This is a genomic window from Gibbsiella dentisursi (assembly GCF_039539505.1).
Classification (GTDB): domain Bacteria; phylum Pseudomonadota; class Gammaproteobacteria; order Enterobacterales; family Enterobacteriaceae; genus Gibbsiella; species Gibbsiella quercinecans.
This window is the reverse complement of record NZ_BAABDG010000012.1, coordinates 63,903-86,716: the sequence shown is the minus strand read 5'-3', so window position 1 is coordinate 86,716 and position 22,814 is coordinate 63,903. Positions and strand designations below refer to the sequence as shown.

Annotated in this window: 25 protein-coding genes; 12 read left to right on the top strand and 13 right to left on the bottom strand. The window is 57.3% G+C overall.

From position 1 onward, the window contains the following. Positions 1-80 precede the first annotated feature (80 nt). The 3 genes from ABFX35_RS23435 to ABFX35_RS23425 all read left to right on the top strand — a co-directional run bounded on the left by ABFX35_RS23435 (position 81) and on the right by ABFX35_RS23425 (position 3,317). A complete protein-coding gene (locus ABFX35_RS23435) occupies positions 81-1,109 on the top strand; it encodes a phosphotransferase enzyme family protein (RefSeq protein ID WP_346083149.1) in 1,029 nt (342 codons plus the stop codon). Beyond that, a complete protein-coding gene (locus ABFX35_RS23430) occupies positions 1,106-2,449 on the top strand; it encodes an aspartate aminotransferase family protein (RefSeq protein ID WP_346083147.1) in 1,344 nt (447 codons plus the stop codon). The genes ABFX35_RS23435 and ABFX35_RS23430 overlap by 4 nt, the downstream gene beginning before the upstream one ends. A gap of 103 nt (positions 2,450-2,552) precedes the next feature. Then, positions 2,553-3,317 carry a DeoR/GlpR family DNA-binding transcription regulator gene (locus tag ABFX35_RS23425; RefSeq protein ID WP_279022964.1) on the top strand — a complete coding sequence of 255 codons (765 nt, stop codon included), beginning with the start codon at positions 2,553-2,555 and terminating at the stop codon, positions 3,315-3,317. A 61-nt stretch (positions 3,318-3,378) separates the two neighbouring features. Here the strand turns inward: ABFX35_RS23425 and ABFX35_RS23420 are convergent, their stop codons facing one another. The 4 genes from ABFX35_RS23420 to ABFX35_RS23405 all read right to left on the bottom strand — a co-directional run bounded on the left by ABFX35_RS23420 (position 3,379) and on the right by ABFX35_RS23405 (position 6,920). Further along, complete coding sequence (locus tag ABFX35_RS23420) at positions 3,379-5,031, bottom strand: glucan biosynthesis protein D (protein ID WP_279022962.1); 1,653 nt, start codon at positions 5,029-5,031, stop codon at positions 3,379-3,381. Positions 5,032-5,281: 250 nt separating this feature from the next. Next, on the bottom strand, positions 5,282-5,503 hold the full coding sequence (locus ABFX35_RS23415) for a hypothetical protein (protein WP_346083145.1): 222 nt from the start codon (positions 5,501-5,503) through the stop codon (positions 5,282-5,284). Positions 5,504-5,529: 26 nt separating this feature from the next. Then, a complete protein-coding gene (locus tag ABFX35_RS23410; RefSeq protein ID WP_346083143.1) occupies positions 5,530-5,847 on the bottom strand; it encodes a peptidoglycan-binding domain-containing protein in 318 nt (105 codons plus the stop codon). Between the two features lie 209 nt (positions 5,848-6,056). Then, a complete protein-coding gene (locus tag ABFX35_RS23405; RefSeq protein ID WP_279022957.1) occupies positions 6,057-6,920 on the bottom strand; it encodes a YicC/YloC family endoribonuclease in 864 nt (287 codons plus the stop codon). A gap of 131 nt (positions 6,921-7,051) precedes the next feature. Here ABFX35_RS23405 and rph point away from each other — a divergent pair, with 131 nt between their 5' ends. After that, positions 7,052-7,768 carry a ribonuclease PH gene (gene rph / locus ABFX35_RS23400; RefSeq protein WP_095846586.1) on the top strand — a complete coding sequence of 239 codons (717 nt, stop codon included), beginning with the start codon at positions 7,052-7,054 and terminating at the stop codon, positions 7,766-7,768. Between the two features lie 84 nt (positions 7,769-7,852). Continuing rightward, positions 7,853-8,494 (top strand): orotate phosphoribosyltransferase, encoded by a 642-nt coding sequence (pyrE, locus tag ABFX35_RS23395; RefSeq protein WP_095846587.1) that lies wholly within the window; start codon positions 7,853-7,855, stop codon positions 8,492-8,494. A gap of 32 nt (positions 8,495-8,526) precedes the next feature. On the opposite strand, the gene slmA is transcribed toward pyrE, so the two are convergent. The 3 genes from slmA to coaBC all read right to left on the bottom strand — a co-directional run bounded on the left by slmA (position 8,527) and on the right by coaBC (position 11,025). Next, positions 8,527-9,123, bottom strand: a complete 597-nt coding sequence (slmA, locus tag ABFX35_RS23390) for a nucleoid occlusion factor SlmA (RefSeq protein WP_095846588.1) — start codon at positions 9,121-9,123, stop codon at positions 8,527-8,529. A gap of 248 nt (positions 9,124-9,371) precedes the next feature. After that, positions 9,372-9,830 carry a dUTP diphosphatase gene (gene dut / locus ABFX35_RS23385; RefSeq protein WP_095846589.1) on the bottom strand — a complete coding sequence of 153 codons (459 nt, stop codon included), beginning with the start codon at positions 9,828-9,830 and terminating at the stop codon, positions 9,372-9,374. Then, complete coding sequence (coaBC, locus tag ABFX35_RS23380) at positions 9,808-11,025, bottom strand: bifunctional phosphopantothenoylcysteine decarboxylase/phosphopantothenate--cysteine ligase CoaBC (RefSeq protein WP_346083179.1); 1,218 nt, start codon at positions 11,023-11,025, stop codon at positions 9,808-9,810. The genes dut and coaBC overlap by 23 nt, the downstream gene beginning before the upstream one ends. Before the next feature lie 169 nt (positions 11,026-11,194). Between coaBC and radC the strand changes: the two genes are divergently transcribed. From radC to mutM, 4 genes are all read left to right on the top strand, one after another. After that, entirely contained in the window at positions 11,195-11,878 is a 684-nt protein-coding gene (gene radC / locus ABFX35_RS23375) for a RadC family protein (protein ID WP_346083178.1), read from the top strand. 263 nt (positions 11,879-12,141) lie between these two features. Beyond that, positions 12,142-12,378 (top strand): 50S ribosomal protein L28, encoded by a 237-nt coding sequence (gene rpmB, locus ABFX35_RS23370; protein ID WP_095846592.1) that lies wholly within the window; start codon positions 12,142-12,144, stop codon positions 12,376-12,378. A gap of 11 nt (positions 12,379-12,389) precedes the next feature. Continuing rightward, positions 12,390-12,557: a 50S ribosomal protein L33 gene (gene rpmG, locus ABFX35_RS23365; RefSeq protein ID WP_004392084.1), complete on the top strand. Its 168-nt coding sequence runs from the start codon at positions 12,390-12,392 to the stop codon at positions 12,555-12,557. Between the two features lie 114 nt (positions 12,558-12,671). Then, a complete protein-coding gene (gene mutM / locus ABFX35_RS23360) occupies positions 12,672-13,481 on the top strand; it encodes a bifunctional DNA-formamidopyrimidine glycosylase/DNA-(apurinic or apyrimidinic site) lyase (protein WP_346083136.1) in 810 nt (269 codons plus the stop codon). Here the strand turns inward: mutM and coaD are convergent, their stop codons facing one another. From coaD to waaA, 3 genes are read right to left on the bottom strand one after another with little or no spacing between them, the layout of a single operon-like run. Continuing rightward, positions 13,482-13,967: a pantetheine-phosphate adenylyltransferase gene (gene coaD, locus ABFX35_RS23355; protein ID WP_121553445.1), complete on the bottom strand. Its 486-nt coding sequence runs from the start codon at positions 13,965-13,967 to the stop codon at positions 13,482-13,484. Positions 13,968-13,970: 3 nt separating this feature from the next. Then, positions 13,971-14,744 (bottom strand): glycosyltransferase family 2 protein, encoded by a 774-nt coding sequence (locus ABFX35_RS23350; protein ID WP_346083133.1) that lies wholly within the window; start codon positions 14,742-14,744, stop codon positions 13,971-13,973. Then, positions 14,745-16,022 carry a lipid IV(A) 3-deoxy-D-manno-octulosonic acid transferase gene (waaA, locus tag ABFX35_RS23345; protein ID WP_346083131.1) on the bottom strand — a complete coding sequence of 426 codons (1,278 nt, stop codon included), beginning with the start codon at positions 16,020-16,022 and terminating at the stop codon, positions 14,745-14,747. It abuts the gene before it with no gap. Between the two features lie 124 nt (positions 16,023-16,146). Here waaA and ABFX35_RS23340 point away from each other — a divergent pair, with 124 nt between their 5' ends. Further along, entirely contained in the window at positions 16,147-17,157 is a 1,011-nt protein-coding gene (locus tag ABFX35_RS23340) for a glycosyltransferase family 9 protein (protein WP_279022947.1), read from the top strand. A gap of 31 nt (positions 17,158-17,188) precedes the next feature. On the opposite strand, the gene ABFX35_RS23335 is transcribed toward ABFX35_RS23340, so the two are convergent. From ABFX35_RS23335 to rfaQ, 3 genes are read right to left on the bottom strand one after another with little or no spacing between them, the layout of a single operon-like run. After that, positions 17,189-18,289: a glycosyltransferase gene (locus tag ABFX35_RS23335; RefSeq protein ID WP_346083129.1), complete on the bottom strand. Its 1,101-nt coding sequence runs from the start codon at positions 18,287-18,289 to the stop codon at positions 17,189-17,191. 2 nt (positions 18,290-18,291) lie between these two features. Then, positions 18,292-19,419, bottom strand: a complete 1,128-nt coding sequence (locus ABFX35_RS23330; protein ID WP_279022943.1) for a glycosyltransferase family 4 protein — start codon at positions 19,417-19,419, stop codon at positions 18,292-18,294. Next, positions 19,416-20,498 (bottom strand): putative lipopolysaccharide heptosyltransferase III, encoded by a 1,083-nt coding sequence (gene rfaQ / locus ABFX35_RS23325; protein WP_121553487.1) that lies wholly within the window; start codon positions 20,496-20,498, stop codon positions 19,416-19,418. Before rfaQ ends, ABFX35_RS23330 begins: the two co-directional genes overlap by 4 nt. A gap of 210 nt (positions 20,499-20,708) precedes the next feature. Between rfaQ and ABFX35_RS23320 the strand changes: the two genes are divergently transcribed. Together ABFX35_RS23320 and ABFX35_RS23315 are read left to right on the top strand one after the other, a co-directional pair. Then, positions 20,709-21,665: a polysaccharide deacetylase family protein gene (locus tag ABFX35_RS23320; RefSeq protein WP_346083127.1), complete on the top strand. Its 957-nt coding sequence runs from the start codon at positions 20,709-20,711 to the stop codon at positions 21,663-21,665. 6 nt (positions 21,666-21,671) lie between these two features. Beyond that, the gene (locus ABFX35_RS23315) at positions 21,672-22,757 is read left to right on the top strand and encodes a glycosyltransferase family 9 protein (RefSeq protein ID WP_279022939.1); all 1,086 of its coding nucleotides are present in this window, start codon (positions 21,672-21,674) and stop codon (positions 22,755-22,757) included. Positions 22,758-22,814: the final 57 nt, after the last annotated feature.

Genomic DNA, 22,814 nt, shown 5'->3' with positions numbered 1-22,814 from the left:
ATATTTTTATCTTTAATCTTGCAAAAATGACGATGCCAACATAAAAATGTTGTACTCATGTCATTTATTGGATGCTTGCGATGCTTTATCACGATATGTACATAGAGAAAATCGGCGGGTTATTACGCGCTGCACTGCCCCGTTGGGGCGTGAGTGAAAGGTCGGAACTGTCGTTGCTCACTTTTTCGGAGAACGCCACTTTTCTGGTCACCGACGTGGCAACCAAACGCCGTTTGGTTTTGCGCGTACATCGCCCGAATTATTGCCGCCACGCGGAAATTATTTCGGAGCTGGATTGGCTGCTCTCACTGAAAACCAGCGGCGTTATCAACGTTGCGGCACCGATTCCACAGCTTAACGGTGAGCGGGTCGCGCGGCTGGAAGATGAGGCGTCCGTGACTTTTGTTGTAGCGTTTGAATTTATTGCCGGTGCTGAGCCGGATAGCGCATGCGATCTGTCTTCCTGGTATCGCAGGCTTGGGCAAATCGCCGCTCGCCTGCATCTGCACAGCCTCGGTTGGCAAAGGCCGCCGGCATTTACCCGCAAGATTTGGACGTTTGACACCATCATCGGCAAACAGGCGCTCTGGGGCGACTGGCGTAGCCAGAGCCAGTTTACACCGGAAGACATCTCGCTTTTGGAACAAACCGAGAAATTGCTCAACGCGCAGCTCGACGAATATGGTTGTTCCCCAGAGCGCTTCGGGCTGGTTCATTGTGATATGCGCCTGGCTAACCTGCTGGTGGATGGTGAGAAAATGACCGTTATCGACTTTGACGATTGCGGTATTTGTTGGTTTGGCTGGGATTTCGCGACCGCGGTGAGTTTTATTGAAGACGATCCGTTACTGGGCAATTACCAGGCCGCGTGGCTGGAGGGTTATCGCAGCGTACGCCCGCTTAGCCGGCAGGATGAGGCTATGTTACCCGTGTTAGTGATGTTGCGCCGCCTTCAGCTCAGCGCCTGGATAGCCAGCCACGCGGAGACACCCACGGCGCAGCAACTGGCTGCCAATTACCCCGCAGGGACCGTGGCGCTGGCCAGGCAATATCTGCGTGAACATGCAATGAACACAGCCCGGGCTGTGGAGCAGGAGAATCCGCAATGAAAGAAAAAAAACAAATTCTTGGCCTGAACCGCTTTGAGAAAAGCGATGGTGTAGCGCTGGATGCCGGGTTGGCCAATCAGATCGTTCGCCGTCAAAACACCCAGGGCGCTTCTTCGGTGTTGTTCTATCAGCAGCCGATTGAAATGGTCAGTGCGCGCGGCGTCTGGATGCATGACGCCGCAGGCGACAGCTATCTGGATATGTATAACAACGTGCCGAGCGTTGGCCATTGCCATCCGAAGGTGGTTGAAGCCATGTCCAGGCAGGCTGGCCTGCTCAATACCAACACCCGCTATTTGTTCCCGGTGCTGGAGCGTTATTCAGAAACCTTGCTGGCCACTTTTCCCGCGCCGCTCACTAATGTGGTGTTCACCTGTACTGGCAGCGAAAGCAATGATATTGCCCTGCGCATTGCCAGAATGGCAACCGGCAAGCAGGGGATTATCGTCACGGAGAGCGCCTATCACGGCAATACAACGGCGGTGATGGAGGTTTCGCCATCAGGGCATAAGCGGCAACAGTTGCCGCCTTATGTCCGCACCGTCCCGGCGCCTGATGCAAACACCTTGCAGCCAGGCCAGCAGGTGGCGGAGGTCTTTGCCGGAGCGGTGCAAGCGGCGATGGATTCGCTGGCCGCGGAAGGCTTTGGCTGTGCGGCCTTACTGGTGGACACCATTTTTTCAAGCGATGGCGTGTACGCCGATCCGGCCGGTTTTCTCGGTCTGGCCGTGGCACGCGTGCGCGCGGGCGGCGGCTTGTTCATTGCCGATGAGGTCCAGCCGGGTTTTGGCCGCACAGGGACGCATTACTGGTGCTTCCAGCGCCACGAATTGGTGCCAGATATCGTCACGCTGGGCAAGCCAATGGGGAATGGTTTCCCGATGGCTGCCGTTATCACACGGCCAGATCTGCTCGACAGGTTTAGCCAGGAAACCGAATACTTCAACACCTTTGGCGGTAACCCGGTGGCGGCGGCGGTTGGCCTGGCGGTGTTGCAGGTTATCCAGGAAGAAGAGTTGCTTGCCAACGCCGAGCACTGTGGTCACTATCTCCGCGCCGGGCTGCGCAGCCTTGCCGACCAATACCCGGCAATCAGCGATGTGCGTGGCGCGGGGTTGTTCAATGCGGTTGAATTCCGGCAGTTGGGCAGCAAGGAACCGGATACGGCGCTGACGCAGCGGGTGATCAATGAACTGAAAGGTGAAGGCATCTTGATTGGTGCGGCAGGTGCGTATGGCAACAGTTTGAAGATCCGGCCTCCGCTGTGTTTTAGCACCAGTAATGCAGACTTCTTTATCGATAAGTTCGCAACCGTTATGAGCCGGTGCCGGCGGCGTTAATCTGTGTGGCCGGGTGCAACAATCAGCGCTTGGCGTTTTGTTGCTCCGCCCCGCCAGATATACTGGGGCACCGGTGATGTTCTTTCAGGAGAGGTGGCAGTTAATGTCAAAAAGAAAAACAGTACGTCAGCAGAACATACTGAGTGAAATCAGTGAGTCTCCCAGCTTACGTATTGTCGATCTGGCGCGGGCTCATCAGGTTTCTACAGAAACGATTCGGCGCGATCTGGATGAACTCACTCAAAAAGGTTTGCTGAACCGCACCTATGGCGGCGCCGTGCGGGCAATGAACACCGAACCTACCGTGACAGAACGCCACCGTCTGTTTACCCAAGAGCGTGAACACATTGCCCGGGAAGCGGTACGGCATCTGAGCGATGGCAAAATGTTTATGATTGGTTCGGGGGCGACGACGGTGCACGTGGCCAGGCGTATGGCGACCGATCTGCGGGATATCACGGTGATCACCCACTCGTTCGGTGTCGCCACCGTGCTGTCGATGAACCCTACGATCAGGGTTATCGTGGCGCCGGGGGATTACATCGCTTCCGAAGGGGCCATGGTGGGCGCGCAAACACTGAACTTCCTGCACCAGTTCTCGGCAGATTATGCCATCCTCGGGGCCAGCGGCGTGACGGCTGGCGGGCCAAGCGAAGCGTTGATTGATTGCGGTATGATTTATAACACCATGATTCAACGATCAAACAAGAGCATGATTGTGGTGGATCACTCAAAATTCGATATGGTATTTCCTTCCAATTACGCCTCCTGGCAGGCTATTGATCGTATCGTTACGGACAGCCCGCCCGCGGATCACATACTCAATACCTTAAAAAAAGAAAACGTGGATATTTCCGTGTGTGAGTGAAGCGCTGCTGGTGGTTGGAAGAAGGGAATGCGGCACAGATGGCGCTCTGTGCCGCATTTTTTTATCGCATTTGGCGATCGTCTATGTATTTGCGCTTATCCGCGGCCGGCGGGAAATACTGATACAGCCAGGTTTCGCTGATGGCCTCTCCCTGGCAGCGCAGGAACATGCGCATCTCCACCGGATCGGTGGCGTCTGAGGTTGGGTACCAGTCGAACAGGATGCGGTAACCGTCGAACGGCTCTACGTACAGGATCTCGATCTGTTTCGCTTCGCCGCTGGAAAGGGTAATCACCGGTTCAATTCCCTTCGGCGCCGCGGCTTTTAAATCGCCGCCGATAAAATCAACGGCGAAACGGCGCGACCATTGCTGCGGGAAATGTTCGCCCGGCGCCCAGCCTTCCGGGAAGCTGCCCATGCCGGTGCGGGTGGCGTAGACCCGCGCCAGCGGCGTGTGCACCGGCGGCAGGCCGCTCCAGTACAGGCGATATTGGAAATTGAGGGTGTCGCCTGCCTTGACGGGGTTTTCCGGCTGCCAGAAGCAGACGATGTTATCCAGCGTCTCGCCGGTGGTGGGGATCTCCATCAGCGAAACCGAGCCTTTGCCCCAGTTGTTGCGCGGCTCCACCCACAGGCTCGGGCGTTTGTTGTACCAGCCCATCACGTCCTGATAGCTGTTGAAATCGTGATCCAACTGCAACAGGCCGAACCCTTTCGGATTGTCATCAGCAAACGCATTGAACTGGAGGCGCTGCGGGTTATTCAGCGGCCGACAGATCCATTCGCCGTTGCCGCGCCACATGGCCAGGCGATCGGAATCATGGATTTGCGGATGAATGGTATCGCACATCCGCCGTTCGTTGGTGCCGCAGCTGAACATGCTGGTCATCGGCGCCACGCCCAACTGCTGAATATCCTTGCGGGCGTACAGATGGTTTTCGATGTCCATCACCACCCGTTTGGCTTCGCAATGGATGGTGAATTTGTACGCGCCGGCGATGCTGGGGCTGTCCAGCAACGCATAGACCACAAACGTGGTGTCGCTGGCTTTCGGTGTTTCAAACCAGAAGGCGGTGAAATCCGGGAATTCCTCTTGGGCGTTGGTGTACGTATCAACCGCCAACCCGCGCGCAGACAAACCGTACTGCCCGGTCTCGTCTACCGCGCGGAAGTAGCTGGCGCCAAGGAAGGAGAGCACGTCGCGGCGAAACAGCTCGGGCGATTTAAACACTTTAAAACCGGCGAACCCCAGATCGGACTGCCCTTCCAACTGGTGGGTATCAATGCCGGCATCGTGGTAGTTGAACAGTTCCGGACGGAAGTGGATTTCCTGCGCCTGACGGGTTTTCGGATCGAGGGAGTACATCCGCACCCGGCGCTGGAACCCCATGCCGACGTGGAAGAATTGCACGTCCAGTTGGCGGTTATCGATGCCGTTCCACAGAGAGTGGCCGGCGTCGTACTGGATGCTGTTATAAGCCTGGGGCGTCAGGCTAGCCAGCGCCGTCGGCACCGGCTTCGCTGCGCCGCTCCATGGTTTTTGCGCCAGCTCGCGGGCCATATTCTGAAGTGTGGAAAAATCAAAGGCAGTGGCGCGGCCATCGGCAATGCCGTCTTGGCCCCAGGCCGAGCGGGTAAACAGAGTAGCGAGTGTGGGAGTTCCGCAGGTAGCGGCAAGGGCGAAGGAAGCTTGGATAAAACGTCTGCGGTTCATGCCAGAAAAGTATCCTTTCACGTCGATGAATTTTTCCTCGCTTGCGGTGAGGCTGCGGGGAACAGAGTACAACCAAAAGTACACACTCTATTCAATAATGGCGGTGAATTCTATTCCTATGGCGGTAAGGCGATATTATTAAGACTAGGGAGCAATCCGCTTCGAAAGGGCAAGGCCTGGCGGTTTTCAGGATGGGCAGTTGGCGTTAAGCCGCCAGTGGGAATTGAGCACCGCGCTGGCGAGAAGAGCATTAGTTTGCTGGTGGCAGCCCCATTTGCGCTATTTCGTTGGCATGATTATTGTTCAGGTTTATCTGGCACTGATCAATGTAGGACTGATAATCGTAGGAATCTTCGTCCAGTTCAGTAGCCACTGACAGGCAGAGTTCATCCCGGTAGGCTTTCCATTTTTTTTTGCGCATCCAGAAAACGGCGGCTGTATACGGGCTGTCTTCTTTGCCATTATAGTCCACGCCCTCTGCATCGAACGTGATTTGGCCTAATGCCCGCCGCTGTGTTTTGGCCGCCAGTGTGGGGCGTTGGCTTCGTTAAGCGCCTGTATAAACCAAGTATCAGTAGGCTGAATCAGGCCATTCGGTGACATGTTTAACAGGCGCTGATACCAGCGTATTGCCTCGGTGGTAGTTTTGTCGCAGCGACCATTTATGGCTAACGTTTGTCCGGTGGCCAACTGATAACCGGCATTATCAATCAACTGCTGAACCGCTTTCACTTCGTCGGGAGTGTTGGTTCCACAGGTTCCCACTGAGGAGGTAAGACGAAAAATTCGTGGGGTGTGATGATGGCGATTCAGCATCTTGTTTTCCTTTGTGTTTATCACTCCATACTGGGATATTAACCAGCGCTTGTTTGCAAAGGCAATTAATGTTTCTGCGTGAAGCACCAAGAATATAGGTGGCCTTTCGGATCGGAAACATCTTCGACCATGCTGGGTAGCAGACGTTGATAGCAACAAAAACGCCCTGAAAACAGGGCGTTGTGGCAGTCGGTGGAACAGGGTGGAAATTATTCGATATTTTGGATCTGTTCGCGCATCTGCTCAATCAGCACCTTCAGCTCAATCGCTGAGGTGGTGACCTCGGCATTAATTGATTTAGACGCCAGAGTATTCGATTCGCGGTTGAATTCCTGCATCATGAAGTCGAGGCGGCGGCCGACGGCTTCTTTCTTTTTCAGGATGTTGTGCGTTTCTTTTACGTGCGCTTCCAGGCGGTCCAGCTCTTCGGCAACGTCGATGCGTTGCGCCATCAACACCAGCTCTTGTTCCAGGCGGGTGTTTTCCAACTGAACCTGCGCTTCTTCCAGCTTGCTTACCAGACGTTCGCGCTGCCACTGCATCACGTTTGGCATCTGGGCGCGCACTTTGGCGACTTCCGCCAGCACGCCGTCCAGCCGCTGCTCAATCAGCGCTTTCAGCGCGGTGCCTTCACTTTCGCGGGCGGCGATAAAGTCATCCAGGGCACTGTCCAGCGCCTGCATCAGATCGGCGCTGATGGCATCCAGATCCTGTTCCTGGGCAGACATCACGCCCGGCCAGCGCAACACATCGATGGGATTGATTTCCCCTTCGTCGCTTTGCATTTTCACCCAGTTGGCGGCTTCCACCAGCTGTTTTGCCAGTTTCTCGTTCAGAATGAGTGAGCTTTGCGCGCTCGGATCCAGATCAAAACGCAGGTTGCATTCAACCTTGCCGCGGGTTAAACGGGCGCGGATGCGTTCGCGGATCACCGGCTCCAGGCTGCGGAACTGCTCCGGCAGGCGGATATAGGTTTCAAGATAGCGTTGGTTAACGGAACGCAGCTCCCAAGCTGCGCTGCCCCATTCACCCTTGATTTCACGCCGGGCGTAGGCTGTCATGCTGCGGATCATCGTGCGTACCCGTAAAGTCAGTTAAAGATGGCTCGATTATAGCGTTGTGCCGGCGGGCAGGATAGGCATAACGTCGTGAAGCTCGTATAATGCGCAGCCAATCATAGATGAATGAGAAGCCGGAGAAACCCATGCGCCCAGCAGGCAGAGCAGCACAACAAGTTCGCCCCCTGACATTAACCCGTCACTACACGAAACACGCTGAAGGTTCAGTGCTGGTTGAGTTTGGCGATACCAAAGTCTTGTGCACCGCCACCGTGGAAGAGGGCGTTCCCCGTTTCCTGAAAGGCCAGGGCCAGGGTTGGATCACCGCGGAATACGGCATGCTGCCGCGTTCCACCCACAGCCGTAACGCCCGCGAAGCGGCCAGGGGCAAGCAGGGCGGCCGCACGCTGGAAATCCAGCGCCTGATCGCCCGTTCACTGCGCGCCGCGGTGGATTTGAAAAAACTGGGTGAATACACCATCACCCTCGATTGCGACGTCTTGCAGGCAGACGGCGGCACCCGCACCGCATCCATTTCCGGGGCCTGCGTGGCACTGGCGGATGCGCTCAATACCCTGGTTGCCAACGGCAAGCTGAAAGCGAACCCGATGAAAGGGCTAGTGGCGGCGGTTTCCGTCGGCATCGTCGGCGGCGAAGCGGTTTGCGATCTGGAATACGTGGAAGATTCCGCGGCGGAAACCGATATGAACGTGGTGATGATGGAAGATGGCCGGATGATCGAAGTGCAGGGCACCGCAGAAGGCGAACCGTTCAGCCATGAAGAGCTGTTAGCCTTGTTGGCACTGGCCCGGGGCGGTATCGAAACCATTTTCCAGGCGCAGAAAGCCGCGCTGGCAGAGTAATTTTTAAGGCGGCTGAGAAGTCGCCTTTTTTGTGCCCGGCCTTCGGGCAGCGTACGCGTAATAATCAGACGAGGAGATGCAGTAATGAAAGCCTACCAGCGCCAGTTTATCGAGTTCGCGCTTAACAAACAGGTTTTGAAGTTCGGTGAATTCACGCTGAAATCCGGCCGCACCAGCCCGTATTTCTTTAACGCCGGCCTGTTTAATACCGGGCGCGATCTTGCGTTGTTAGGGCGTTTCTATGCTGAGGCGCTGGTGGATTCCGGCATTGATTTCGATCTGCTGTTCGGCCCGGCGTATAAGGGCATCCCGATCGCCACCACCACCGCCGTGGCATTGGCGGAGCACCACGAGCGCGACGTGCCTTACTGCTTCAACCGCAAAGAGGCCAAAACCCATGGCGAAGGCGGCAACCTGGTGGGCAGCCCGCTACAGGGCCGGGTAATGCTGGTGGACGATGTGATCACCGCCGGCACTGCTATTCGTGAATCAATGGAGATCATCAATGCCAGCGGCGCCAGCCTGGCCGGGGTGTTGATATCGCTCGATCGCCAGGAACGTGGCCTGGGCGAGATTTCCGCGATTCAGGAAGTGGAGCGCGATTATCACTGCAAAGTGATTTCCATCGTCACGCTGGAAGATCTGATTACTTACCTGGAAGAGAAGCCGCAGATGGCGGATCGCCTGGCGGCGGTGCGTGCCTATCGCCAACAGTACGGCGTGTAAAACCATTACGCCGGGCTTGGCCCGGCGTAATATTATTGCAACTGCGTTGCCAGCAGCGCCCAGCGGCCGTCAAATTCTTGCGTCGGGCGGTAGCGGAACTCCGAGCGCACATAGCGCGAAAGCATGCCCTCACAGAAAGCCAGCAGTTGGCTTGCCAGCAGCGTCTCATCGGTGATAAAGCCTTTTCCTTCCCGCAGCTTGCGCTCCTTTAATACCTGGCGAAGCTGGGCTTCTATCCGCTCAAACAACTGGTTGATGCGGCCCTGTAAGCGATCCTGTTCGAACATCAGCGCGTGGCCCGTCATAATGCGGGTCAGGCCGGGGTTGCGTTCAGCGAAGCCCAGAATCAGCAACAGAATCAGGCGCAGGCGGTTCAACGTCTCTTTCTCATCCTGCAGGATCAGGTTGATGCGCGTGATCAGACTGTCTTCAATAAACTCGATCAGGCTGTCAAACATACGTGTCTTGCTGGGAAAATGCCGATAAAGTGCGGCTTCAGAGACACCGACGTTTGCCGCGAGTTTGGCTGTGGTAATACGCTGGCTGCCATCGCTGGATTCCAGCATCTGGGCCAGTGCCTGCAATATCTCCTCGCGCCGATTCCTTTTGGTATTTTCTTTTTCTGCCATGTCAGATTAGACCCTTGCTAAAACAGCTTAGACTTCCAAACCCAGGCACCGGCCGCTGCAGGGGAACCCTGAGCAACTTATATAATTGCTTTTTACGGTGTAGGGGCTGCGGCCTGTTGGCCTGTTTTTCCGCGCTATCTGGCGTGCGGTGTTGTTATTACCGGGTAAACCCTACCGTAGGGCGCAACCCTGCGCCCTGGGGGATAGGGATTTGCAGCATTCCCTGCCTTTTGTTCACTGCTGGGCTGTCAGAGGCGGCCAGAGTGGCCGAAGCCGCCTTCGCCACGTTCACTGTCGCCAAATTCCTCGACCAGGTTGAATTCGGCCTGCACCACGGGCACGAAGACCATCTGTGCAATGCGCTCACCCGGCTGGATGGTAAAGGCCGTCTGCCCGCGGTTCCAGACGGAAACCATCAGTTGGCCCTGGTAGTCGGAATCGATCAGGCCGACCAGGTTGCCCAGCACCACGCCGTGTTTGTGGCCAAGGCCGGAGCGCGGCAGGATCACCGCCGCCAGGCTGGCGTCGGCGATGTGGATTGCCAGGCCGGTAGGCAGCAGCGTCGTGGCGCCAGGGGCCAGCTCAACGGCGTTGTCCAGACAGGCGCGAAGATCAAGACCGGCTGAACCTGGTGTGGCATAAGTCGGTAAAGGGAAATCCTGACCGATACGCGGGTCGAGAATCTTAACGTCGATTTTTTTCATCATAGCGGCTGACTATCTCGTCTATTAAACGTTGGCCAAGGAGTGCCTTATCGCTGAGCGCCAGGCGTTTGTCCCCATCGTGCCAAAAAAGGTGCAGTGCGTTGGTATCGCTGTTGAAACCGTGCCCTGCAAGCGTTACATCATTGGCGCAAATTAAATCCAGCTTTTTACGCACCAGTTTTTGCCGCGCGTATTCTTCCACATTCTGGGTTTCGGCGGCAAACCCGACGACAAACGGACGATTTTTCACCATCGCAGCGACGCCGGCGACAATGTCGGGGTTTTTTACCATTCTCAGGGTGATCTCATCACCCTGTTTTTTTATTTTTTCATCGGCAATCTGTTCGGCGCGGTAATCCGCCACTGCGGCACAGGAGATAAAAATATCTTGTGTCGCGGCCTGCGCCTGCACCGCCTGCTGCATTTCCAGCGCACTGGTGACGTCCACGCGGGTTACCTGCGGCGGCGTAGGCTGATTGACCGGCCCGGCGATCAGCGTCACCTGCGCACCGCGCGCGGCGGCGGCGCGCGCAATGGCAAACCCCATTTTGCCCGAGCTGTGGTTGCTGATGAAACGCACGGGATCCAACGCTTCACGCGTCGGGCCGGCGGTAATCATCACCTTAAGATGTTGCAAATCTTGTGGCGCAGCAAAGTAATTGTGCGCCAGCTCGACGATAGCCAGCGGATCCAGCATGCGGCCAGGGCCGACATCGCCGCAGGCCTGGCTGCCGCTGTCCGGGCCCCACAGCAACATGCCGCGCGCCTGCAGTGTTGCCAGGTTCGCCTGGGTTGCCGCTGCGCGGTACATCTGTTGGTTCATGGCCGGGGCGGCGGCGATGGGCGCATCGGTCGCCAGGCAAACGGTGGTGAGCAGATCGTTGGCCATGCCGGCGGCGACCCGCGCCAGCAGATCGGCCGTGGCCGGCGACAGAATAACCAGATCCGCCCATTTCCCAAGCTCAATGTGGCCCATTGCGGCTTCCGCCGCGGGATCGAGCAGATCGTCCGCCACCGGGAACCCGGAAACGGCCTGTAGCGTCAACGGTGTGATAAAGGCTTTTGCCGCACTGGTCATGACCACCCGCACGTCGGCGCCCCTGTCGCGCAGGCGGCGCACCAGCTCCGGGCATTTGTAGGCGGCGATGCCGCCGCTGATGCCAAGCACAATATGTTTGCCGGAAAGTCCCGTCATCATCATTGTCCGATTGAAAGCTGAAAGATGCGGCATTTTAGCATAACCGCCGGCCAGGTGAGCGCTTCGTCCGTGCCCCGCAGCAGATTGCGGACAACACCGCAATATTATCAATCACCTGTCGTGCCATCACGGCAGGTGTGGCATGCTCCAGCGTATTCAGGGAGGGACGATGAACAGCCAGGAAATCTCGCCGTGGCCAGGGAATCTGGCGCCACGGGAAAAATTATTACGCGATGGCGCAGCGGCGCTTTCGGATGCCGAACTGCTGGCCATTTTTTTACGCACCGGCTTGCCGGGCCTGCATGTTATCCGGTTGGCAGAGCAACTGCTGGCGCAGTTTGGCTCGTTGCATGGCCTTTTGGCCGCCGACTTTGCGCAGTTCAGCAGCCATAAAGGGCTGGGTGCCGCCACCTATGCCCAGTTGCAGGCGGTTTCGGAGCTGGCGTTTCGCTTTTTCTCCGGCCATCTGGCGCAGGAGAATGCCATGCTGAGCCCTAAGGTGACCCAGCACTATCTGCATAGCTTGCTGGCACACCACGAACGGGAAGTTTTTCTTGTGCTGTTTTTGGACAATCAGCACCGGGTTATTCGCCACCAGGAGATGTTTGTTGGTACTATCAGCAGCGTCGTCGTACACCCAAGAGAAATTGTGCGTGCTGCGCTGAAGGCTAATGCAGCCGCCATCATTCTGGCGCATAATCACCCCTCGGGTAAGGCAGAGCCCAGTCGTGCCGATCGTCTGATTACTGAGCAAGTGGTGAATGCATGCCGGTTATTGGAGATCCGAGTGCTCGATCATTTGGTTATCGGCCGGGGGGAATGCGCTTCTTTTGCCGAGCGCGGATGGCTTTAAGCAACTTTTTCGCGATCCTTGAGGGATCTTTAGCTGTTCGGGACTTGAGCACTTACGCTTCAGAGCGTATACTACGCCACCTTTGAGAATCTTGGGTTTGGCGTTAAGAGCCTATCTCAGCAGGTTTCTAACCTGGTGTGTGGTTTCTGACCTGATGACGAGAGTCTCCTCAGTAGGAAGTTTGCTGAGATGGGCTCTAAAGCCTGACGAGGCGGCCATACCCTATACGAAGCTCGAGCTGATTTGATTTTTGGAGAATAGACATGTCCCGAGTCTGCCAAGTTACTGGCAAGCGCCCGGTGAGCGGTAACAACCGTTCCCACGCACTGAACGCGACCAAACGCCGTTTTCTGCCTAACCTGCACTCTCACCGTTTTTGGGTTGAGGGCGAGAAGCGCTTTGTAACTCTGCGCGTATCTGCTAAAGGTATGCGTGTTATTGATAAGAAGGGTATCGAAGCGGTCCTGGCCGATCTGCGTGCCCGTGGTGAGAAGTATTAAGGAACTGAATCATGGCTAAAGGTGTTCGCGAGAAGATCAAGCTGGTTTCTTCTGCTGGTACTGGTCACTTCTATACCACTACGAAGAACAAGCGTACTAAGCCGGAAAAACTGGAACTGAAGAAATTCGATCCGGTTGTCCGTCAACACGTGATCTACAAAGAAGCTAAAATCAAGTAATTTTAGTGGATTAAGTAAAACCCGGCTTCGGCCGGGTTTTTTGTATTATAGCCAATGGGTTCCCGATGCGGGCCGCCGTGAGCCCATTGGCTATAAGATGACGGGGAGCGCAGCATGCCTGAATTACCAGAAGTTGAAACCAGCCGCCGTGGCATCGAACCTTATCTTGTCGGCCACAGTATTCAATACGCCGTGGTGCGCAATGCCCGCTTGCGCTGGCCGGTGTCGGAGCAGATCCAGGCGCTGAGCGATCGCCCGGTGCGCAGCGTGCAGCGCCGCGCCAAATATCTGCTGATCGAGCTGGATACGGGCTGGATTATCGTGCACCTGGGCATGTCGGGCAGCCTGCGGATGCTGGCGGAGGAAACCGAAGCCGGCAAGCACGATCATGTCGATCTGGTGATCAGCAACGGCATGATCCTGCGCTATACCGATCCGCGCCGTTTCGGCGCCTGGTTATGGTGTGAAGATCTGGCCGCCAGCAATGTGTTGGCTCACCTTGGGCCAGAGCCGCTGAGTGAAGCCTTCAATGGCCGTTATCTGTTTGATAAGTCGCGTAATAAACGTACGTTAATCAAACCCTGGCTAATGGATAATAAGCTGGTGGTGGGCGTGGGGAACATTTATGCCAGCGAATCCCTGTTCAGCGCCGGGATCATGCCCGATCGGCCGGCGGCCTCGCTGAGCCAGGCTGAAGCGGATCTGCTGGTGGCGACCATCAAAGCGGTGCTGTTGCGTTCGATTGAACAAGGGGGCACCACGCTGCGCGATTTCTTGCAGTCGGACGGCAAGCCCGGCTATTTTGCGCAGGAACTGCAGGTGTATGGCCGGGCAGGCGAGCCATGCCGGGCGTGCGGCGCGCCGATTGAGGCGGCGAAACACGGGCAGCGTAGCACCTTTTTTTGCCGCCGCTGCCAGCGTTAATTACTGCTCGGCGAGTTTTTTCAGTAGTGCCTGGGTGACGGCATCCGGCAGGAACGGGGCGATGTCGCCGCCGTGGCGCGCTACTTCCTTCACCAATGAAGAAGAGATAAACGACCACTCCTCGGAAGGCATCATAAAGACGCTTTCCAGCGTTGGCATCAGGTGGCGATTCATGTTCGCCAACTGCAGCTCATATTCAAAGTCGGATACCGCGCGCAGGCCGCGCACCAGGATATTGGCGTTCTGATGGGCGGCAAAATGGGCCATCAGTTCACTAAACCCCACCACTTCCACGTTTTTTAGATGCGAGGTGACTGCGGTCGCCATCGCCACACGTTCATCCAACGAAAATAACGGTTTTTTCCCCGGGCTGGCGGCAATGGCCAGCACGACGCGATCGAACATCAATGACGCACGTGTCACCAAATCCAGGTGGCCGTTGGTCATGGGATCGAACGTTCCGGGATAGATGGCTTTTCTGGTCATGATTTATTTCTCTGAATAATGGCGGTTCAGGGCCCACAGCGCGGCGTACTTGTTAAACGTATACTGCGCGTTGACGACGGCCAGCAGCAACCCCTGTTTGCCATCCAGGAACCCTGCGCGCAGTAGCCAGGTTTTGCAGAAGGTGCCCAGCGTGTGGGTCAGGATGGAAAGATACCCGCAGCGCTTACCAGCCTGATGGCGCTGAGTGGCCCACTCCTGAGCATAGTGCAATTGCTTGCGCTGGAAAGCGAAAAAATCCCGGCAGGTCAGGTGCAGCAGATCGCCATGCAGCGCGATCGCTTTCGCGCCGTTGGTGTTTAATGATTCGTGCACCAGATCGTCATTATAGCGGTAGCGTTGTCTGGCGTATAAGCGGTTGACGCGGTCCGGGTACCAGCCGCTGTGGCGCATGAAGCGGCCCAGGAACAGGTTGCGGCGGCCAAGGCTGTAAACGGCGTTGTCGTCGGGCGCCGTGAGCACCTGCTCGATGGCCTGGCGCAGCTCCGGCGTCACCCGTTCGTCGGCGTCGATCATCAAAACATAATCGCAGTTGGCGTGGCTTTGCGCCCGTTGGCGCTGTTTGCCGAAGCCCTGCCAGTCGGTATGGCTGAAGACCTGGGCGCCCAGTTCAGCCGCGAGGGTGGCCGTGCCGTCCGTGCTGCCGGAGTCCAGCACGATGATCTCATCGGCCCAGGCGACGGAACCCAGGCACTCGGCGAGCAGGCCGGCTTCGTTTTTGGCGATCATCACCACCGACAGGGTTTTACGCTGGCGCATTTATTGGCTCCGTGGCGGCAGGTGGGGCTCCAGCAATTGCAGTAGGCGCTGCAACGCCCCTTGGTTCTGATACAGCACTTCCACCGCATGCCGGCCATAATAGCGGCGGTAGTCTTCATCGGTCAGCAGAGTGCCGATTTCCCTGACCAGGGCGTCGGCGTCGGTGACGGTGATTAACCCTTCGGCTTCAGCCAGCTTGCTGCAGATATCCTTGAAATTAAAGGTATGCGGCCCCATCAACACCGGGATGGCGTGGGCGGCGGCTTCCAGCGGGTTATGCCCGCCGCGTTCCACCAGGCTGCCGCCAACGAAGGCCAGATCGGCAATGCCGTACAGCAACATCAGTTCGCCCATGGTATCGCCGATCACCACTTGCGTGCTGCCGGAAGGCACATCGCCGCTGCTGCGGGTGATGTAGCTAAAGCCGGCTTTCTGTGCCAGCTCCTTGGCGGTTTGGAAGCGCTCCGGGTGGCGCGGCACCAGGATCAGCAGCAAATCCGGGTGTTTTTCCAGCAGTTTGCCATGTGCTTCCAGCAGGATGGCTTCTTCGCCTTCATGCGTGCTGGTGGCGATCCACACCGGCCGGTGTGGCGCCCATTGGCGGCGCAGCGTCAACGCACGGGCCGCCAGCTCCGGGGTTACCGAGATATCAAACTTTAGGCTGCCGGTTATCGCCAACTGCGAGCGTTTCAGGCCCAATGCCAGAAAGCGATCGCCATCCTCCTGATTCTGTGCGGCAATCAGGGTGATACGGCGCAGCATATCGCGCACGAAGCCGCCGATTTTCTGGTAACCGGCGGCCGAGCGCGCAGAAAGCCGCGCATTGGCGATCACCAGGGGAATTTGGCGCTGATGCAGTGCATTAATCAGGTTCGGCCACAGCTCGGTTTCCATGATAATGACCAGCTTCGGGTTCACCCGATCGAGAAAGCGGCGCATTGAGCCTGGCAGATCGTAGGGCAGATAAACGTGGTGAACATCTTTGCCAAAGGCCGACTGTACCCGCTCTGAACCTGTCGGGGTCATCGTGGTCACAGTAATCGGCAAATGGGGGTAGCGGTGGCGCAGCGCGCGCACTAATGGGATCGCGGCGAGGGTTTCACCAACGGAAACAGAATGCAGCATGATACCGCCAGGCGCGACTTTCCCGGCGCAGAAGCCGTAGCGTTCGGCCCAGCGCTGGCGATAGGCTGGCGCTTTACGGCTGCGCAGTAATAAACGTAGCCAGATCAGGGGTTGGATGAGGTAGAGTAATACCTGATATAAACGCAGTAACATTCTATCAATTTCATTTATATGGGTTATTCAGAATAGTACCATATCTGTGTGGGAAAGGGCGCTACTTTGGTAATCCGGGTGTCAGTTTCAGGCAACAGGCGGGGATTTCGCCTAAAGGTTTGGCATGAAGAATATTTTAATTATTCGCCGCGATAATATTGGCGATCTTGTTTGTACGACACCGTTAATCGAAGGGCTAAAAATAGCCTATCCTGAGGCCAGGCTTTATCTGTTGATCAATAAGGTCAGCCAGGACGTGGTGAAAAACAACCCGCATCTTGAACAGGTATTTATCTATAAAAAAGCCAAACATAAAGCCAAAAATGAAACCACGCTCGGGGTGTATTGGCAGCGGCTGATGATTTTTCTGCGGCTGCGGAAAATAACCTTTGATGCGGCGATCCTGGCAAACCCGGTGCCGTGTAAATACAGCCTGCGGCTCGCCAAAATGGCGGGAGTCAAACATATTATCGGCGCCGATCTGGGTAATGGCGATATCGATCGCCCGTTCACCTCGGCTGATTTTCACGGCCAGCATCAGGTAGAGCGAACCTTCAGCTATCTTTCGGCGCTGACCGATAACCCTCCGCCGATACCCGATGTGCGGGTTTATTTAACGGATGAAGAGCGCCGGCAGGCGGCGCAAAGGGTGCAGGCACTGTTGCCCGGCGCGCAGCGGATTTTTGCCGTGCACATCAGCAGCCGCAGCCCCAAACGGCGCTGGCCGGTCGAACGCTATGCCGAAATCATCCGCCGCCTGGCGGAACACGGCGTTTCGGCGCTGATTTTCTGGTCGCCGCAGGGCACGCTGGCCCCCGATGACATCGGCGACCAAAAACGCGCCGAGCAATTGCTGGCGCAGTGCCAGGGGGCGCCGGTAGCCCTGTACCCCACGGCATCCGTGCGTGAGCTGCTGGCGGGCTTTGACCGGTGCGAAATGGTGTTATGCAGCGACGGCGGGCAAATGCACCTGGCCTCGGCGTTGAATAAAACGCAGGTGGTGCTGTTTGGCGATACCGACCAGGCCGCCTGGCACCCGTGGTCGGGGCAGTACCACATCTTGCAGACGCCTTCCGGCGATTGTATTGATGTTTCGGTGGAAGACGTCTGGCAGAAAATGCAGCCGCTGCATTAGCCGATGCCCCGGCCGGGCATCGTGCCGCCGGTTAGCGATCTTTCAGCGCCAGGTATTGGCGGCATATGGCGTCCAGGCCATAGCTCATTAAGTGTGGCCGATTAATCGGCGGCGGATCTCGGTAGATGGCCGCCATTTTTTCCGCGAGCGACTGTTCATCCAGCTCGGCCAGCGCCAGCCCCATGCCGGCTTTTTCCAGGATCTCGGCCGGCCCGCCCGGGCAGCGGGTGCTGACCACCGGCGTGCCGCACAGCAGCGCTTCCACCAGCACGTTGCCAAACCCTTCGCTGTCGGAGCTAAGCACCAGCAGCGCCGCCTGTTTGATGTACGGGAAGGGGTTGGCCTGGAAGCCAAGGAACAGCACGCGTTCGGCAATGCCCAACTGCTCTGCCAACTGCCGGGCCGCCGCGATCCGGCTGTCGCTTCCGGTGCCGATCAACACCAGCGGCGCCTGGATGCCCGACAGCGCATAGGCTTTCAGCAGGCGATCATGGCGCTTTTGCGGGTGGAAACGCCCAACGTGCACCAGATAGTCTTTCCCGGCCAGATCGCAAGGGGCGGCTGCCAGCCGTTCAATCTCGGCGATATCGAACGGGTTATTGATTACTGCCAGCCGCTTGGGCTGAATCGCCAGGTTTTGCCGCAGATCGTCCCCCACCGCCTGGGAAACGGTCACGATATTCTGCCGTTGGTAAATCCGGGCAATCTTGCGCTGTTTCAGCCAGCGGTCCAGCCCTTTACGGTGGCCAAGATAGGAAGTGGAAAGAATACCGTGGATGCAGAACCACAGGCGATCGGGCGCTAGCACGCGGCTGCGCCGGACGATGCGGTCGGTTTTATGCAGGTTGGACAACACCAAATCGTAAGCGCCATGCTGTTGTTCCTGCGCCATCACGGCGCGGTCAAGCTGCGCGGCGCGGCGTGAAAGTTCGGTCAGTTTGCGCCACGGTTTGCGGCAGCGATCGGCCACCACCTGGTAATGGATGCCTTGCGGTATCGCGTAATTGCAGACGTCGCTCAGGGATATCAGGCTGATGCTATGGCCCATATTCAGCATGCCCTGGCACAGGGTCAGCACCACCTTTTCGGCACCGCCGCCCGGCAGGCCATCGATAATCATCAGGATACGCATAATCAGTCCAGCAAGCGGTTATAAAGTGAAATCAGCTGTTGCGACAGGTGCGCCGGCGTGGCCGACATAATGCGCAGCCGCGCAGCTTCACCCATGGTTGAGCCCAGCGCCTGCGGGGGCAAGGCGTGGATGGCGTCGGTCAGTGCGTTGACGTCCAGCGCGTCGGCGACAAAGCCGTTTTGCCCCGGGGTGATGAACTCCGCACCGCCGCAGGTGGTGCTGGTGATCACCGGCAAGCCGCACGACATGGCTTCCAGAATCACGTTGGGGAACGGATCGTACAGCGTCGGCAGCAGCAAGGCGTCCGCCGCCTGATAAAACGGCAGCGTTTGTTGCTGCACGCCCATAAAGCGCACGCGCTCGCCGCAGCCCAGTGATTGCGCCAATGCCCGGTAACGTTTTTCCGCCTTGTCCTTGCCCACCACCAGTAGGTAGCTATGGGTGGGGGCGATGGCGCGGATTGCCGCCGCCAGGCCTTTGCGTTCGAAACCGGAGCCGACGAAAATCAGGCAGTGCGCCGCCTGTGGGATTTGATACTGCTGGCGCAGCTGGTGGCGTAATGCCTCGCTGGCCGGCAGAAACTTCTGGTTATCAATGGCATTGTAGATCACGGTGATTTTGTCGGCCGGCACGCCAAAATCGGCGATGATCTCTTGTTTGATCATCTCGGCGTTGCAAATCACCGCTTTTAGCTCTGGGGCGGCGTACATGGCGCGTTCGGCGCACATGACATAGCGGTGAAAGCGGTTGGAGAACAGAAATTTGCGCCGCCATTCCGGCAACAGGCGCGCGCGCTGCAGCAGCCAGCGGCGGTGCACGCCGTCGCCTGCACGATAGATATCGCAGCCCGGGATGCGCTCATGGCTTTGCACCAGATCGAACTTTTCCGCCTGCCACAGCGTGCGTGCCGCTTCGGCAAACCCGCGTTCCCGGCTGATACGGCCGAATTTCATCGGGTTGCACAAGTGGATATGCCAGTTGGGGTTGGCATCGCCCTGCCATTCACGGGTGATGACGTTCAGTTCAAGGTCTTGCTGTTCCAGCGCCTCCAGAGCGCGGGACACAAAACGTTCGGCACCGCCGTCCGGGCGGTATTTTTGGCGCACTATCGCCAAACGACATGCTTTCATAGGAGCTGGCTCCGCGCGGCGGCGATCACCGCGTCTGCAGGAATAAGGTCGAGGTAACGCTGTTCGGTGCCGGTATCAATATCATCCGGATCGGGCAGGGGGCCGTAATCGCCGGCCCAGATAACCTGGCCGATCGCCTGCCAGGGGCGCCAAAAGGTCAGTTTTGACGGGCCGAACAGTGCGATACAGGGGGTTTGCAGCGCGGCGGCCATATGCATCGGTACGGAATCCACGCCGATAAACAGGCGGGCATGGTCAATCAGCGCGGCAAGCTGGCGCAGGGTCAAACGGCCGGCCAGGGAAACCACGCCCTGGGCCGGGCAATGCGCCAAAATTTGCTCGACCATATTTCGCTCTTTGGCATCAGGCCCGGCGGTGAGCACCAGCGTGTGGCCGTCGGCCTGCAGCGCGCTGATGGTTGCCGCCATTTTTTCTTCGCTCCAACACTTGAAGAACCAGCGGGAGGTAGGCTGCACCACGATATAGTCACCGTTGACCCCTTGTTCCCGCAGCAGCAGCTCGCTGGCTTGCCAATCTTGCGGCGTGTAGCTCATGGTGACCTGCTGGCTGGTGGTGGCCAGCCCCAACGGTTGCAGCAGCGAGAGGTTCTGTTCCACGGTGTGCATGGCGCCATGCCCGTCTACCGGCACCAGTTGGGTGTGGCAGTGGCGCCAGAGGAAGCCGCGCCGTTTGGGGAAGTCAAACCCCAGGCGGATACGTGCTCCCGTCATCCGTGTGACGATGGCGCTGCGCCATTGGTCAGCCAGGTTGACGACCAGATCGTAACGCTGCGCCCGCAGTTGGCGAATCAGCCGCCATTCGTGGCCCAGATGGGCTTTGGCGCCCAGCTTTTTCCATTGGCGATCAATGGCGAACACCGTTGATAGCGCCGGGTTGCTGGCCAGCATGTCCTGCGTTTCCTTATACAACAGCACGTCGATTTTCGCCTGCGGATAGTTGGCCCGCAGGGTGTTGATCACCGGCGTGGTCAACAGCATATCGCCGTGGTGGCGTAATTTTATCAATAAGATACGTTGTATGGATGCTGCTGGAACTGGGGCTGGCGCTTTATTCATGATGGGCTCTTTCCGTATGACCAACCGTTGATTCTAAAGGACGTGATAGCATGTGGCTACTGTTGCCCGGTTTTCTTGCTGCGCCGTGAAAAAAAGCGCGCCGCAGGGTGACAAACGCCGGCCCACGTTGTCCAATGCTGGCAGCAAAGTCGTTTGCCCTGAACAAACGGGCTGCGTAACATATGCACTCTGTTGATATCAGGCTAGATATTTATGACCAAACCGGCGTTTCTCATCACGATTGATACCGAAGGCGATAACCTGTGGCAAAACCACGATCGCATTTCGACTGAAAATACGCGTTTTCTGCCGCGCTTCCAGGCGTTGTGCGAGAAATATGCGTTCAAGCCGGTTTATCTCACCAATTACGAGATGGCATCGGATGCCGGTTATGTCGAGTTTGCCCGCGATGTCATCGCGCGCGGCACCGGCGAAGTGGGCATGCACCTGCATGCCTGGAACAGCCCGCCGTTGGCGCCGTTGACCGAAGACGACTGGCGCTACAAACCGTATCTGATTGAATATCCGGCAGAGCAAATCCGTGCCAAGGTCGATCACATGACCAAGCTGCTGGAAGACGCGTTCCAGACCAAGATGCTTAGCCACCGCGCCGGGCGCTGGGCGTTTAACGAATATTATGCGCAACTGCTGTTGGAATATGGCTACCGGGTAGACTGCTCGGTCACGCCGCGCGTCAACTGGCAGTATTCGCCCGGCAACCCGCAGGGCAACGGCGGTACCGATTACCGCCACTTCCCGGCGCACGCTTATTTTATCGATCCGCAAAACATCGCCCGCCCAGGCCAGTCTGCGTTGCTGGAGGTGCCTGTCAGTATCCAGTACCGGCACTCCGGGCTGATGAACGCCCTCAAGCAAGGATACGATCGGCTGCGTGGCAAACGGCGTTCGCCTTCGGTGCACTGGCTGCGCCCGACCGGCAATAATCTGGATAAAATGAAGCGGGTGGCCGAACGTTGCCTGGCGGAAGGCAATGACTACGTTGAATTTATGCTGCATTCCTCCGAATTTATGCCGGGCGGCAGCCCGACGTTTAAAAACGCGCAGGATATCGAGGCGTTATACCGCGATTTGGAACAGCTGTTTGCCTGGCTGCAACCGCGCACGGTCGGCATGACCCTGGCCGAGTATTATCAGACCAAGAAGAGCTGAGCATAGATGAAGAAAAGCAAGATTGATTCCGTCAATCGTTTCCTGAAGGTATATACCCGGTTCTTTGGCAATATGAAGCATATTGCCGGCTTAAACGCCAAGCTTGAGTTCAGCAGCATCGTGATTTATTCCAGCACCGCGCTTGGCGATCTGATGTTTAATACGCCGGCGATCCATGCGCTGAAACAGCGTTACCCTAACGCCAGGTTCACGCTGGTATCGAGCGAGAAAAACCGCCAATTGGTGGCGGGCAGCGATTATTTCGACGAAGTTATTTATTGGGACAACAAGGTTAAGAATATTTTCAGCCTGGTTAGCCGCCTGCGCAAAATGAAGCCTGAACTGTCGGTGATCCTGCACTCCTACATTCCTTATGACGTGCTGAGCGCGGTGCTTTCCGGTAGCCATTACATCATCCGTGACAACTACAACTGTGACGGCGATTACATGAATCAGTGGGTTTATTGCCATCAGGGCAGCTATGAAGGCCACCTGATTCAGCGCAAGCTGGATTTATTGCAGGTGCTCGGCTGCGATAACCGCGATACCCATATGCGCATCCCGGTGCGGTTTAATGCGCTGCCGGCGATTACCAACAAAACCCTGATCGGCTTCCAGATGGGGGCTTCAGAAGAACAGCGTTGCTGGCCGCGGGAGAATTTTGTCGGCCTGGCGCGCAAGCTGTTTGCGCTGGGTGAGCAATACCACATCGTGCTGATTGGCAGCGGCAAGGAAAAAGAGCTGGAGCGCCAATTCCTGGCCGCGCTGTCGCCCGAAGAGCAGCAAAGGGTTACCAGCTATATTGGCAAAACCACGCTGCTGCAACTGTTGGCGATCATTGAGCAACTGGATGTGCTGATTACCGGCGATACCGGGCCGTTGCACCTGGCCGTTGCGCTGCAAACGCGCACCGTCAGCCTGTTTTACACCGCCAACCCGCGGCATACCGGGCCGTATCAGGATCCTGAGCTGCACCGGATCCTGTATATCAACCCGGATGACAAAGACAAGGCGCCGCGCGATCCGCGCTTCCCATTAAGCGTGATTGAGGTGGACCAGGTGTATGGGCTGCTACGGGAAATATTGCTTTAGCGCAGCAGGCTGAAGACGTCTCGGCGGGTAGCAGCAGGCCCCTGAATGCGATTCAGG